A 13,692-nucleotide genomic window follows, 5' to 3' on the forward strand; every position below is an offset into this window, starting at 1 on the left:
GGACGCTAGTTCAGGACCTCGATCACCTGGCGGGTCGTCGGGTCGACGATCACCTGGCGATTGTTCACGATCGTGTAGCGATAATTGTCCATCTGGGGGACGGTGTAGAACTGCACGCTGGGCGGCAGGGCCGTTCCGGTGCGGACCTCGTAGTTGTCGACCACGACCGACGGGCGCTTCTCGCGCACCACGTATTCCTGCACCACCGTGCGCTGGTCGGGCGAAAGCGTCGTGGTGCGGGTCGTGGTCGTGGTCGTCGCCGTCTGCGCGATACCGGCACCGGCCGCAGTCAGCATGGCCAGGGCAACCGCACCACCAAGAGCAAATTTCTTCATGTCCGTTCTCCTGTTGTTGTTCCACAGGAGAAACTGAGATGCGGCCGTGGAGTTCCGTTCGACGAATATTCAGTCTGCGGCGGCGTCCTGTTGCGGCAGGTCGAGCCCATACACGGCCACGGCCTGCGCGCGGCTGACGAAGCCATTCTCGATGTCGACGCGGACGGCATCCGGGTCGCGCAGGCGCGGGTCGCCGATGCCGCCGCCGCCGGCCTCCAGCAGCAGCAGCCGGTCGCCGGGCTTCAGCTCCTGTCGGCTCTTGGGATGCACGGCCACGCCTTCGAGCTGGTGCTCGCGCAAGGCTCCGGCTTGCCCGCCATGCAGGCCGGCCGCGGGAAAGTCGGTGCGGTTGGCCATGGAGAAGACGGTCAGCAGGTGGCCGGTATCGTTGCGCAGCATGATCTCCTGCCCCAGCCCGCCGCGATGGCGGCCGGGGCCGCCCGAATCCGGCCGCAGCACCTTGCGCTCGACCGTGATGCCGGTGCGGCTTTCCCAGATCTCGGTCGGCACGCAGGCCATGTTGGACGGGCCGGGCGTCGTCGGCGCGCCATCCAGCCCGGACAGCGCGCCGAAGCCGCCGGCCACGAAATAGAGGGTCGACAGCGCATCGCCGTCCGGGCGCTTCCCCTGCACGGTGATGATGTTGATCATGCCGCAGTCGGCCTGCACCCGGTCCGGCACCGCATCGGCCAGTGCGCCGAAGATGAGCGGTGTCACGAAATGGCCGACGACGTGGCGCCCGGCGGTGGGCGAGGGCGGCTGGGCGTTGAGGATGCAGCCCTCGGGTGCCGTCACCGTGATCGGTGCCACCGACCCCTCGTTATTGGGGATGCCGGGGGCCGTGATGCACTTGATCGAATAGATCGCCATGGCGCGCGCGTAGCAGAAGGGCACGTTGATGCCGGCCCGGATGCAGTCGCTGGAGCCCGCGAAGTCGATGGCGATCGCGTCACCCCGCTTCTCGATGGTGCAGGCGATGTGGACCGGCTCGCCGATCGCCTCGATCTGCACGCGGTTGCGATAGGTGCCGTCGGGGATCTCGGCGATCTTGCGGCGCACCGCGCGTTCGGACTGGGCGCAGATGGCACGCGACACGGGTACCAGGTCGTCGATGCCGTACTCGTCCATGAAGTCGACGATCTGGCGGGCGGCCACCTCGCAGGCGCTGACATTGGCATAGATGTCGCCCATCACCTGCTCGGGCACGCGCACGTTGCGGCGGATCAGCTCGACCAGCGTCTCGTCGACCACGCCCTCGCGGAACAGCTTGCAGATCGGCAGCAGCAGCCCCTCGTGGAACATCTCGGTCGCGGCTGCCGAGAAGCCCATGCCGCCGATATCGGGCAGGTGGGTGATGCTCATGGTGAAGGCGACGAGCTGGCCCTCGCGGAAGAGCGGCCGCATGACGCAGATGTCGAACAGGTGGCCGGTGCCGATGATCGGGTCGTTGGTCACGACGATGTCGCCCGGTCGCAGCGTCTCGGCCGGGAAGCGGGCCAGCATGTGCGCCAACGTCACCGGTGCCGTGCCGATGAAGACGGGGATGGAGCGCGTGCCCTGCACCAGCAGCCTCGCCTCGCGGTCGAACAGCATGACCGACAGGTCGTAGCCCTCGCGCACGATGGTCGAGAAGGAGGTGCGGACCAGCGTCTCGACGATCTCGTCGGAGATCGAGATCAGGCGGTCCCACAGGATGCGCAGCGTGACGGCGTCAAATTCGCTCGTGCTCATGGCTGGCTGTCCCCACCGATCTCGGCCACCAGGTTCATCCGTGCATCGACCGTCACCACGTCGCCGGGGCGCAGCAGCACGGTCGATTCGCGCTCCTCGATCAGGGCCGGGCCGGCGATGCGGTCGCCCGGCCGCAGGCGATAGCGGTCCCAGGTCGGCACCGCGACGAAGCCCGCTTCCTCCGGCATGTAGGCCAGCCGGCTGCCCTTGCGCGGGTCGCCTGCGTCGCCGGCTGGTGCCTCGGCGGCGGGCATCGCCGGCTCCGGCCCGTGCGCCGTCACCTTCCAGGTCACCGCCTCCACCGGCTCGTCGATCAGCGCCACGCCGAAGCGGCGGCGATAGAGCTCGGCGAAGCGCTCGGTCATGGACGGGAAGGCGCCGGCCAGGTCCTGGTCGGGCACCGGCACCTCGACCTCGTGGCCCTGGCCGCGGAAGCGCAGGTCGACGCGGCGGTCGATGGTGATATCCGCGGGCGCCAGCCCGGCATCGGCCAGGAAGGCCGCGGCGTCGGCCTCGAGCCGGCCCAGGATCTCGGCGAAGCGGGCGGGATCGAGGTCGGACAGGCGCACGGGCAGGGACCGCGCCACCTCGAAGGACAGCGGGCTCGCCAGCAGGCCCAGCGCCGACATCACGCCGGCACCGACCGGGAAGACGACGCGCGGAATGCGCAGCTTGCGCGCCACCCCCATGGCGTGGATCGGCCCGCCGCCGCCGAAGGCGACCATGGTCGCGCGCCTTGCGTCGAAGCCGCGCTCGACGGCATGGATGCGGAAGGCGCGCGCGATATCCTCGTTGATGATCTCGTGCACGCCCCAGGCCGTGCGCAGCACGTCGAGGCCGAGCGGCCCCCCGGCCGCGGCCAGGGCCGCTTCGGCTGCTGCCCGGTCGAGCGCCATGGCGCCGCCCAGGAAGAAATCGGGGTCGAGATAGCCCAGGATCAGGTTGGCGTCGGTCAGCGTCGCCTGGGTGCCGCCGCGGCCGTAGCAGGCGGGACCGGGATCGGCGCCGGCGCTGCGCGGGCCGACCGACAGCAGGCCGCGCTCGTCGATGCCGACCAGGCTGCCGCCGCCCGCGCCGATCTCGGTCATGTCGATGACCGGGATCTTCAGCGACAGGCCGCTGCCGCGCTTGTGCTCGTAGGTGCGCGCGACCTCCATCTCGTACTGGCGCATCGGCCGGCCGTCGCGCACGAGCGCGCCCTTGGCCGTCGTGCCGCCCAGGTCGAAGGAGAGAAGGTCGGCCACCCCCAGTTCGCGCCCGTGGCGGGCCGACATCAGCACGCCCGCGGCCGGGCCGGATTCCAGCATGCGCACGGGAAAGCGCCGGGCGGTGGCCGGCGTCACCACGCCGCCGCTCGACGACATCAGGAACAGGCGCCCGGCGAACCCCGCCGTGGCCAGGCCCGCCTCCAGCCGGCCCAGATAGCGGTCGAAGCCCGGCATCGTGTAGGCGTTGACCGTCGTCGTGGTCCAGCGCTCGAACTCGCGCATCGCCGGCAGCACGTCGGCGCTGGCCGACAGGTGCAGGCGCGGAAACTCCGCCTCGACCAGGGCGCGCGCCGCCCGCTCGTGCGCGTCGTTGGCGTAGGAATGGAGGAAGCACAGCGCCAGCGATTCGACGCCATAGCCATCGACCAGCTCGCGCACGGCCGCGATCAGGCCCGCCTCGTCGAGCGGCGTCTCGACGCTGCCGTCCCAGCGCATGCGCTCGCGCACCTCGCGCCGGAGCGCGCGGGGCACGACCGGCGGGGCGAAGCGGATGCGCAGGTCGAACAGGTCGTAGCGTTGCTCCAGCCCGATATCGAGCTGGTCGCGGAAGCCCTCGGTCACGATCATGCCGGTGCGCGCACCGCGCCGCTCGATGACGGCATTGGTCACGAGCGTGGTGCCATGCACGATCTCGCCGATGTCGGCGGCGGTGATGCCGGCCGCGGCGGCCAGGGTCGCCACCCCCTCCAGCACCGCGCGCGACGGGTCGTCGGGCGTCGTGAGCTGCTTGTGCAGGCTGAGGCCCGCCCCCGTTACGCCCGTCAGCGCGAAGTCGGTGAAGGTGCCGCCGATATCGACGCCGATCCGGATCATGCCAAGCCTGGGTTGGGGAAGGGAAAGCCGTAGGGCTGTTAGCGCAATCTTGCGATGCGGAATCCCGCTTGGCAAGGCACGGGTTCTGCATGAGAGTGCCGCGTTCCCCAAGGGCCGCGCCTGCATTCCGCCGGGCGCCCGCCGGGGGCTGCGGGGGTCCACCATGCGTTTCCTGTCGGTCGCCGCCATGCTGGCGGTCGGGCTCGTCGGCGGTCAGGCCGCCGCCCAGCAGGTGATCAAGATCGGCGTCGTCGGGCCGCTTACGGGCGCCTTCGCCGCCGTCGGCCAGAGCCAGCTTACGGGCGCGGAATTGCGCGCCAAGGAGATCAACGCGGCGGGCGGCAAGTACCGCATCGAGCTGGTCTCCGAGGATGACGGCAGCAACTGCGACCAGTCGGTCAACGCCACGGTCAAGCTGATCACCAAGGACAATGTGGTGGCGGTGCTGGGGGCGATGAACAGCCCCTGCGCGCTGGCCATGGTGCCGATCACCAAGCGCTACCGCACGCCGCAGTTCACGGCCGGCGTCGGCACGTCGATCACCAAGCAGGGCTCCGACTACGTCTTCCGGATCGCCGTCGGCGCCACCGCCCAGACCAAGGAACTGGCGGGTTTCGCGGTCGAGAAGCTGGGCCAGACCAAGATCGCGGTGCTCTATTCCGACGACGAGTACGGCGCATCCATGGCCAACGGCTTCAAGGAGGCGCTGGCCGCCCGCAACCTCCAGCCGGCCGCCTTCGAGAGCTTCCCGCGCGCCGACCAGGACTTCACCGGCCAGCTCAGCCGGGTGAAGGCGTCGGGCGCGACGGGCCTCTACACCATCGGCGCCTACACGGCGTCCGCGCTGATCGCCAAGCAGGCCAAGCAGCTTGGCCTGTCGCTCCAGCTCCTGGGCGACACCGGCAACGCCTCGCCCAAGTATATCGAGCTGGGCGGCGACGCGGTCGAGGGCGCGGTGCTGGTGGAGCCCTTCACCCCGGCCGACCCGGACCCGACCTTGCAGGCCTTCGGCAAGCGCTATCGCGAGCAGTATGGCCGCGACGCCGACGGCTGGGTGGCGGAGCTCTACGACACGGTCGAGATCATCCACCAGGCCGTCCAGAAGACCGGCAAGATCGACCGCCAGGCGGTACGCGACTATGCCGCCAACCTGAAGGCCGGCGGCAACAGCTTCAGCGGCATCCTCGGCAACTGGTCGTTCGACCAGACGGGCGAGGTGTCGTTCGCGCTCTACAAGGTGCAGGTCAAGGGCGGGGCCAAGGTCATCCTGGCGCGCTGAACCGCAAGCCCACCCGAGCACGGGAACCCGCCCGCCCCCGCAGCCCGGGGGCGGGCGATCGACCGTCATGGACATCCAGACCCTAGCCCAGCTCGTCCTGTCGGGCCTCACCATCGGCTGCGTCTACAGCCTGGTCGGGCTCGGCTTCGCGCTGACGCTGCGCGCGACCGAGCTCATCAACTTCGCCCAGGGCGAGATGGTGATGCTGGGCGGCTTCCTCGGCCTCAGCCTGCTGCTCTTCACCGGTCTGCCCTATGCCGTCGTCTTCCTGCTGGTGCTGCTGGCGACGGGGCTCGTCGGCGTGCTGCTGGAGCGCACGATCCTGCGGCCGATCCTCGACCGGCGGGCGCCGCTGCTGAACCTGCTGATCGCCACGCTGGGCCTGTCGATCGCCATGCAGGCGGTCGCCATCATCATCTGGGGCCGCGAGCCGATCGCCTATCCGGTGCTGTTCTCGGCTGAGCCGATCATCGTCTTCGGCCTGCGCGTGCAGGCGCTGAACCTCTGGATCCTGGGGCTGGGCCTCGGCGTCATGGCGGCGCTGCAGTATTTCTTCCAGCGCACGATGGCCGGCATCTCGTGGCGCGCGGCCTCGCTCGACCCGTCGACGGCGGCCCTCTATGGCGTCAACCGGCGGCGCAACGTGGCCCTCACCTTCGGCATCAGCGGCGCCCTCGGCGGGGCGGCGGGCGTGCTGATCGCGCCCATGTTCTTCGCCTCGTTCGGCATCGGCCACGGCGTCATCATCAAGGCCTTCGCCGCCGGTGCGATCGGCGGCTTCGGCATCGTCGGCACCATGCTGGGCGGCCTGGCGCTGGGCGTGATCGAGACGCTGGCGGCCGGCACCATCTCGTCCGAGTACAAGAACGTCATCACCTATTCGGCCCTGCTGGTCATCCTGATGGCCTTCTATCGCCCGACCAGCCGCACCGGGCGTTCGATCACAGAAGGCGCCAAGGTGGCGACCAGCGGCGCCGTCGAGCTGCTGTCGCGCGGCACCGGGCGGGCCGTGCTGGTGCTGGGCGGGATCTTCGCCCTGTGGCTGGGCTTCCTCCTGCTGGCCGACACTTATGCCCTGCGCATCACCAACATGGCGCTCCTGTCGGCGATCGCCGTCCTCGGCCTGCAGCTCATCGTCGGCTACACCGGCGCCTTCTCCTTCGGGCATGCGGCCTTCTATGGCGTCGGCGCCTATGCCAGCGCCCTGCTGACGATGAAGCTGGGCGTGCCCTTCGTGCTGGCGGTGCCCCTGGCGGCCATGTTGGCCGGCCTGGCGGGCCTGCTGGTGGCGCCGCTGCTGCGCCTGTCCGGGCACTTCCTGGCGATCGGCACGCTCGCGATGGGCGAGATCGTCAACCTGCTGATGCTGAACTGGAAGTGGCTGACCAACGGCGCCTACGGCATCTACGGCATCCCGCTGCCCAACTTCGCCGGCTGGGAGCTGGAGAGCGAGGAGGGGTTCTTCGTCCTCATCTCGGGCGTGCTGGCGCTGACCTGGTTCTTCCTGCGCCGGCTGACGCGCTCGCGCTTCGGCCGCAGCCTGGTGGCGGTGCGCGAGAACGAGCTGGCGGCGGTCGCCTCCGGCATCCCGGCCGACCGGCAGAAGATCGTGGCCTTCGTCATCGGCACGGCCTGCGCCGGCCTGGCCGGTGCGCTCTATGCCCACTACATCGCCTACATCAACCCCGAGAGCTTCCACTTCCTCACCTCGGTGCAGATGGTGACGATGGTGGTGATCGGCGGCCTGGGCTCTCTGCCCGGCGGCATCGTCGGCGCGCTCGTCGTCAGCCTGCTGCCCGAGGTGCTGCGGGTGCTGGCCGACTATCGCCTCGTCGTCTATGGCGGGCTGCTGATCCTCTTCATGATGTTCCTGCCGGGCGGGCTGGCCGACATCGGCCGGCGCGCATGGCGGCTGGTCGCGGGGCAGCGATGACGATGCTGCTGGAACTGGAGGGCGTCACCAAGCGCTTCGGCGGCCTGACGGCGCTGGATGGGGCCTCGCTCGACGTCCGCCAGGGCGAGGTGCGCGGCCTGATCGGGCCGAACGGCTCGGGCAAGTCGACGCTCTTCCATGTCGTCACCGGCGTGCACCGGCCCGACGGCGGCCGCATCACCTTCGACGGGCACCCGATCGCCGGCCGCCCGACCGAGGCGATCGCCCAACTGGGCCTCGCCCGTACCTTCCAGGATATCCAGCTCTTCTACGACATGACGGTGCTGGAGAACGCCATGATCGGCTGCCATCGCCTGACGCGGGCGGGCGCGCTGGCGGCCATGGTCGGGCGGCGCTGGGTGCGGGCGGAGGAGGCCGCCATCGTCGAGCGCGCGATGGATGCGCTGGCCGTCGTCGGCCTGGCCGACCAGGCGCGCGAGCCCGCCCGGCGCATCCCCTACGGCCACCAGCGCCTGCTGGAGATCGCCCGCGCGCTGGCGGCTGAGCCCAAGCTGATGATCCTGGACGAGCCGGCCGCCGGCATGAACCCGTCCGAGACCCGCTCGCTGATGGACCAGATCGGCCGCATCGTCGACCGCGGCGTCACCGTCTTCCTGGTCGAACACAACATGAAGATGGTGATGGACATCTGCCAGCGGATCACCGTGCTGAACTATGGCCGGGTCATCGCCACCGGTACGCCGACCGAAGTGCAGGCCGACGCCCAGGTGATCGAGGCCTATCTCGGCGGGACAGCCGTTTGATGTTGGAGGCGGGCTGATGCTGCAGATCGCCGACCTCGCCGTCGCCTACGGCCCGATCCAGGTGCTGAACGGCGTTTCGATGTCCGTGGCCGAGGGGGAGATCGTCGCCCTCATCGGCGCCAACGGGGCCGGCAAGACCACCATCCTCAACACCGTGTCGGGCCTGCTGCGGCCCGCGCGGGGCGAGATCCGCTTCGCCGGCCAGCGCATCGACGGCCAACCGCCCGAGCGCATCGTCGCCGCCGGACTGGCCCAGGTGCCGGAGGGGCGCAAGGTCTTCCGCAACCTGACCGTCCATGAATGTCTGCGCATGGGCGGGCTGGTGCGGCGCGACAAGGCGGGCGTCGCCGCCGACATCGAGCGCATGTACGGGCTTTTCCCGCGGCTGCGCGAGCGCCATCGCCAGCTTGCCGGCACGCTCAGCGGCGGCGAGCAGCAGATGCTGGCCTTCGGCCGCGCGCTGGTCGCCCGGCCCAAGGTCCTGCTGCTCGACGAGCCGTCGATGGGCCTGGCGCCCCGCATCGTGGCCGAGATCGCCCGCCTGATCCTCGACATCCGGCGCGAGGGCATGACGGTGCTGCTGGTGGAGCAGAACGCCGCCATGGCGCTGGGCCTGGCCGACCGCGGCTATGTGCTGGAGGCCGGCCGCATCCTGCTGGAAGCCGACGCCCGCAGCCTCCTGGCCGACGAGCGCGTGCGGCGGTCCTATCTGGGGCTCTGATACCTGTCTGCTGCCGACGTGGGCGCCGGGTGCGTTCCAGGACCTGGCAATATGAGGAAGAACCTCATCTCGAGCGCACAGCGCAGCGAGCGGTCGAGAGACGCACGGGCGCGCGCCACATTCGGATCGGCGGCGGCCGGCATTGCCAGCCGCCGCCACCCGCCCGTCAGTTGGCGACGGCGCCCGATGCCTTCAGGATCGGCGTCCAGCGCGCCACCTCGGCCTTCACGAACTCGCCCAGATAGGCGCCCGTGCGCTCGCGGCCCTCGGGGATGACGCCGCCCAGGTCGAGCAGGCGCTTGCGCGTGCCCTCGTCCGACAGCGCCTTGTCGAGCGCATCGCTCAGCTTGGCGACGATCTCCTTGGGGGTGGCTTTCGGCGCGAACACGGCATTCCAGGCGCTGACCTGGTAGTCGGGCATGCCGGCCTCGGTGGTGGTCGGCAGGTCGGGCAGGGCCGGCGAGCGGACCGGCGTGGCGATGGCGTAGGCCTTGATGGTGCCGGCCTTCACCTGCTCCACCAGGTTCACGATCTGGTCGCACATGAAGTCGACTTGGCCGCTGACGAGGTCGTTCAGGGCGGGGCCGGTGCCGCGATAGGCGACCTGGGCCGGCTTCACGCCGAGCTGGGCGTTCAGCATGGTGATGGTGGTGTGCGACACCGAGCCGACGCCGGCATGGGCCTCGTTCAGCTTGGCGGCGTTCGCCTTCACGTAGGTCGCGAACTCGGCCAGGTTATTGGCCGGGAAGTCCTTCTTGGCGACGATCAGGATGGGCGTGCCGGCGGCCAGCCCGATCGGCTCGAAATCCGTCGTCGGGTCGTAGCGCAGCTTGGGATAGAGCGCGGGTGCCGCCCCATGCGTCCCCATGTGGCCCATCATGATGGTGTAGCCGTCGGCCGCCGCCTGGGCGCCCCGCGTGATGCCGGTGGTGCCGCCGGCACCGGCCACGTTCTCGATGATCACCTGCTGGCCCAGCGTGCGCGACATGTGCTCGCCGACGATGCGGGCGATGACGTCGGTCGGGCCGCCGGCGGCGAACGGCACGATCATGACGACCGGGCGGGTGGGATAGGCCTGGGCCTGGGCCGTGCCGGCCATCACGCCGATGGCGGCGGCGGCCGCGATGCCGAGGACGGCGCGTCTCGTGGGGTTCATGGTTCCTCGCTTGTTCGGTTCTGGGGTCATTCCTGGAATGCTTCCTCGCGCCGCTGCCGGATGGCGGGCAGGGTGGCCACCACCAGCACCAGCACGGCGACCAGCAGCAGGCCGGCCGACACAGGGCGCTCGACGAAGGTCATGAAGCTGCCGCGCGACAGGATCAACGCCTGGCGCAGCTTCTCTTCCATCAGCCGGCCCAGCACGAAGCCCAGCAGCAGCGGCGCGGGCTCGAAGCTGAGCTTGTAGAGGGTATAGCCGGCCAGGCCGAAGAAAGCGGCCGTCAGCACGTCGGCGGGGTTGTTGTTGATCGAATAGATGCCGATGCAGCAGAACAGCAGGATGGCCGGGAACATCAGGCGATAGGGCACCTTCAACAGGCGCACCCAGAGCCCGATCAGCGGCAGGTTGATGATCAGCAGCATCAGGTTGCCGATCCACATGCTGGTGATCATCCCCCAGAACAGGCCGGGGTTCTTGGTCATCACCTGCGGACCGGGGATGATGCCGTGGATCGTCATGGCGCCCACCATCAGCGCCATCACCGCATTGGGCGGGATGCCGAGCGTCAGCAGCGGGATGAAGGCGGTCTGGGCCCCGGCATTGTTGGCGGCCTCCGGCCCGGCCACCCCCTCGATGGCGCCGCGGCCGAAGCGCGAGGGGTCCTTCGCCATCCGCTTTTCCAGCGAGTACGAGGCGAACGGCCCCAGCACCGCGCCGTTGCCGGGCAGGATGCCCAGGATGGCGCCCAGCCCCGTGCCGCGCAACGTCGGCCCCAGCGCCTGGCGCAGGTCGGCGCGCGACGGCAGCAGGCGGCCGATGGCGCCGCGCACCACGTCGCGCGCCTCCGGCTTGTCGAGGTTCCGCAGGATCTCGGCGAAGCCGAAGATGCCCATGGCCAGGACCGCGAAGTCGATGCCGTCGGACAGCGCGCTGAGGCCCAGCGTCATCCTGTCCTCGCCCGTCTCCAGGTCGGTGCCCACGGTCGACAGCAGCAGGCCGACGACGATGATCGAGATGGCCTTGATGATCGAGCCGCGGGCGAGCACGACCGCGAAGGCCAGCCCCATCACCATCAGCGCGAAATACTCGGCCGGGCCGAACAGCATGGCGAGCCGGGTAAGCGGCTGGCCGAGCCCCGCGATGACGAAGGTGGCGAAGGTGCCGGCGACGAAGGAGGCGATGGCCGCCGTGCCGAGCGCCACGCCGGCGCGGCCCTGGCGCGCCATCTGGTGCCCGTCCAGCGTCGTCACCACCGAGCTGACCTCGCCCGGTATGTTCACCAGGATCGCCGTCGTCGAGCCGCCATACTGGGCGCCGTAATAGATGCCGGCCAGCATGATGAGCGCGCCCGTCGGGTCGACGGTGAAGGTGAGCGGCAGCAGCATGACGATGGTGGCGATCGGGCCGACGCCCGGCAGCACGCCGATCAGCGTGCCGACGAGGCAGCCGACGAAGCACAGCAGCAGGTTCTGCGGCGACAGCGCGGTCGAGAAGCCGAGCGCCAGGTTGCCGAACAGGTCTTCCATGATCCGGCCCTCCCTAGCGGCCGATCAGCCACGGCGCGACCGGGATCGGCAGCCCCAGGACGCCGATGAAGAGGCCGAGGCAGGCCACGGTCAGGACGACGGAATAGACGATCGTCTCGACCAGGCGGCCCTCGGTGCCGGCCAGCGCGCCGGCCATGAAGCAGAGCGGGCCCGCCACCGCCAGGCCCAGCGGCCGCACGGTCAGGCCGAACAGCACGACCGACCCCAGGATGAAGAGCGGCGCCCGGATCGCCCAGCGTTCGAGCCCCGGCCCCTGCCAGAAGAACGACCCGGCCACAATGCCGACCCCGCACAGGCCGGTCAGCAGGGCCAGCGCCCGCGGCAGCATGCCCGGCCCCATCTGCCCGATGGTGCCGGCATCCAGTTCGGCGCTTTGCCAAAGGGCGAAGGCGGCCAGCGCAATCAGCGACAGGCCCGCCATGAAATCCTGCGGCGACCGTATGCGGCCGCCGGATGGCATTGTCATCGATCCCCCACCTCGCCGGACGCCAGTGCCCCCGCACCGACGCCGATCTGGAATCAATTTAGCACCGGTTTGGCCAATATGCGCGCCGGACCGTCGCGCGCGGACGGGATTCCGCCGTGGTTTTCTTTCCCTGTCCCGCCGTGCCAGATTGCCGGCGCATTCAGGCAAGGAGCTTCAGGGATGAACGACGCGATCGTGGTCGGCGTGGTGGGGGCGGGCACCATGGGTGCCGGCATTGCCCAGGTGGCGGCGACCGGCGGCCATGCGGTGCTGCTGTACGACGCCGCACCCGGCTTCGCCGCCAAGTCGCTGGCCGCCATCGCCGGCCGGATCGATCGCCTGGCCGAGAAAGGGACGCTGACGGCCGAGTCCGCGGCGGCCGCCAAGGGCCGGATCACCGTCGTCGACGACCTGTCGCAGATGGCGCCGGCCGGCGTCGTCATCGAGGCGGTGGTGGAGGACCTGGCGGTGAAGCACGCTGTCTTCACCACGCTGGAGGCGCATTGCGCGCCCGATGCCATCCTTGCGAGCAACACCTCGTCCATTCCGATCGCGCGCATCGCCCAGGCGCTGAAGCATCGCGGCCGGGTTGCCGGCCTGCATTTCTTCAATCCGGTGCCGGTGATGCGCCTAGTGGAAGTCATCAGCGGCCCGGACACCGATCCGGCGGTCGCCGACCGCCTGTCCACCCTGGGGGAGCGGTTCGGCCGCGTCCCGGTCAAGGTGAAGGACGCACCGGGCTTCCTGGTGAATTTCGGCGGCCGCTCCTTCACGACCGAGGGCCTGGCACTGGTGCATGAAGGCGTTGCCACGCCCGAGCAGGTCGACCAGGTGATGCGCGACTGCTGCCACTTCCGCATGGGTCCGTTCGAGCTGATGGACCTGACCGGGATCGACGTGAACCACCCGGTGTCGGAGATCATCTGGCAGGGCTATTACAACGACCCCCGCCTGCGCACGACGCCCTATCACCGTTCCATGCGCGAGGCGGGCCGGCTTGGCCGCAAGACCGGGCAGGGGCACTTCACCTATGACGCCAAGGGCGTGCGGACGCCGGGCCTCGTGCCGTCGCTGCCCGAATCCGCGCCGGCCGAACGGGTGGTGCTGCTCGACGTGTCGGCCGCCCTGTCCGACCTGATGGCTGGCGCCGACCAGATCGCCCATGACGATGGCGAGAGCCCGCTGCTGGTCGCCCCGGTGGGCGAGGACTGCACGGCGGTCGCCGTGCGGCTGGGCGTCGACCACCGCCGGCTGGTGGCGGTCGACCTCGTCTGCGACATCTCCAAGCGGGTGACGCTGATGACGGCACCCGGCGCCGACCCGGCGGTGCTGGCGGCGGTGGCCGCCCGCATCGTCGCCAATGGCCGGGCGGTGACGGCGATCAAGGATTCGCCGGGCTTCATCCAGCAGCGCCTGCGCGCCATGATCGCCAACCTGGGCTGCGAGATGGCCCAGATCGGGGTGGCGGCACCGGCCGACATCGACACGGCTATGCAGCTCGGCTTGAACTATCCGCAGGGGCCGCTGGCCATGACCGACCAGATCGGGGCAAGCCAAGTGCACGCCATCCTGCAGGCGATCCAGGCCGCGACCGGGGACGACCGCTATCGCCCCAGCCTGTGGCTGCGGCGCCGTGCGCTGCTGGGGCTGCCGGCCGCGACGCCGGCGTAAGGGCG

At 70.1% G+C, this 13,692-nt stretch carries 11 protein-coding genes; 5 read left to right on the forward strand and 6 right to left on the reverse strand.

The genetic code is table 11. The features are described from left to right. Positions 1-5 precede the first annotated feature (5 nt). The 3 genes from STVA_RS05390 to STVA_RS05400 form a co-directional block, all read right to left on the reverse strand. Positions 6-335, reverse strand: coding sequence for a DUF1236 domain-containing protein (locus tag STVA_RS05390; RefSeq protein WP_123689607.1), 330 nt, complete (start codon positions 333-335; stop codon positions 6-8). Between the two features lie 69 nt (positions 336-404). Then, the gene (locus STVA_RS05395) at positions 405-2,066 is read right to left on the reverse strand and encodes a hydantoinase B/oxoprolinase family protein (protein WP_123689606.1); all 1,662 of its coding nucleotides are present in this window, start codon (positions 2,064-2,066) and stop codon (positions 405-407) included. After that, positions 2,063-4,147: a hydantoinase/oxoprolinase family protein gene (locus STVA_RS05400; RefSeq protein ID WP_170216448.1), complete on the reverse strand. Its 2,085-nt coding sequence runs from the start codon at positions 4,145-4,147 to the stop codon at positions 2,063-2,065. The genes STVA_RS05395 and STVA_RS05400 overlap by 4 nt, the downstream gene beginning before the upstream one ends. Before the next feature lie 163 nt (positions 4,148-4,310). Here STVA_RS05400 and STVA_RS05405 point away from each other — a divergent pair, with 163 nt between their 5' ends. From STVA_RS05405 to STVA_RS05420, 4 genes are all read left to right on the forward strand, one after another. After that, the gene (locus STVA_RS05405) at positions 4,311-5,426 is read left to right on the forward strand and encodes an ABC transporter substrate-binding protein (protein WP_170216447.1); all 1,116 of its coding nucleotides are present in this window, start codon (positions 4,311-4,313) and stop codon (positions 5,424-5,426) included. A 67-nt stretch (positions 5,427-5,493) separates the two neighbouring features. After that, entirely contained in the window at positions 5,494-7,359 is a 1,866-nt protein-coding gene (locus STVA_RS05410) for an ABC transporter permease (protein WP_123689604.1), read from the forward strand. Beyond that, on the forward strand, positions 7,356-8,123 hold the full coding sequence (locus STVA_RS05415; protein ID WP_123689603.1) for an ABC transporter ATP-binding protein: 768 nt from the start codon (positions 7,356-7,358) through the stop codon (positions 8,121-8,123). The genes STVA_RS05410 and STVA_RS05415 overlap by 4 nt, the downstream gene beginning before the upstream one ends. Positions 8,124-8,139: 16 nt before the next feature. After that, positions 8,140-8,844, forward strand: coding sequence for an ABC transporter ATP-binding protein (locus STVA_RS05420; protein WP_123689602.1), 705 nt, complete (start codon positions 8,140-8,142; stop codon positions 8,842-8,844). 166 nt (positions 8,845-9,010) lie between these two features. Here STVA_RS05420 and STVA_RS05425 read toward each other — a convergent pair whose 3' ends face one another. Genes STVA_RS05425 through STVA_RS05435 form a run of 3 tightly spaced genes read right to left on the reverse strand, consistent with a single transcriptional unit; the run spans position 9,011 to position 12,016 of the window. Then, on the reverse strand, positions 9,011-10,000 hold the full coding sequence (locus STVA_RS05425; RefSeq protein ID WP_123689601.1) for a tripartite tricarboxylate transporter substrate-binding protein: 990 nt from the start codon (positions 9,998-10,000) through the stop codon (positions 9,011-9,013). A 26-nt stretch (positions 10,001-10,026) separates the two neighbouring features. Continuing rightward, on the reverse strand, positions 10,027-11,529 hold the full coding sequence (locus tag STVA_RS05430; RefSeq protein WP_123689600.1) for a tripartite tricarboxylate transporter permease: 1,503 nt from the start codon (positions 11,527-11,529) through the stop codon (positions 10,027-10,029). A gap of 13 nt (positions 11,530-11,542) precedes the next feature. Further along, complete coding sequence (locus STVA_RS05435; protein ID WP_123689599.1) at positions 11,543-12,016, reverse strand: tripartite tricarboxylate transporter TctB family protein; 474 nt, start codon at positions 12,014-12,016, stop codon at positions 11,543-11,545. A gap of 180 nt (positions 12,017-12,196) precedes the next feature. Here STVA_RS05435 and STVA_RS05440 point away from each other — a divergent pair, with 180 nt between their 5' ends. Then, positions 12,197-13,687 carry a 3-hydroxyacyl-CoA dehydrogenase gene (locus STVA_RS05440; RefSeq protein WP_123689598.1) on the forward strand — a complete coding sequence of 497 codons (1,491 nt, stop codon included), beginning with the start codon at positions 12,197-12,199 and terminating at the stop codon, positions 13,685-13,687. The last annotated feature ends 5 nt before the right edge of the window (positions 13,688-13,692 follow it).

Origin of the sequence: Stella humosa, from assembly GCF_006738645.1 — a bacterium.
Lineage (GTDB): Bacteria > Pseudomonadota > Alphaproteobacteria > ATCC43930 > Allostellaceae > Allostella > Allostella humosa.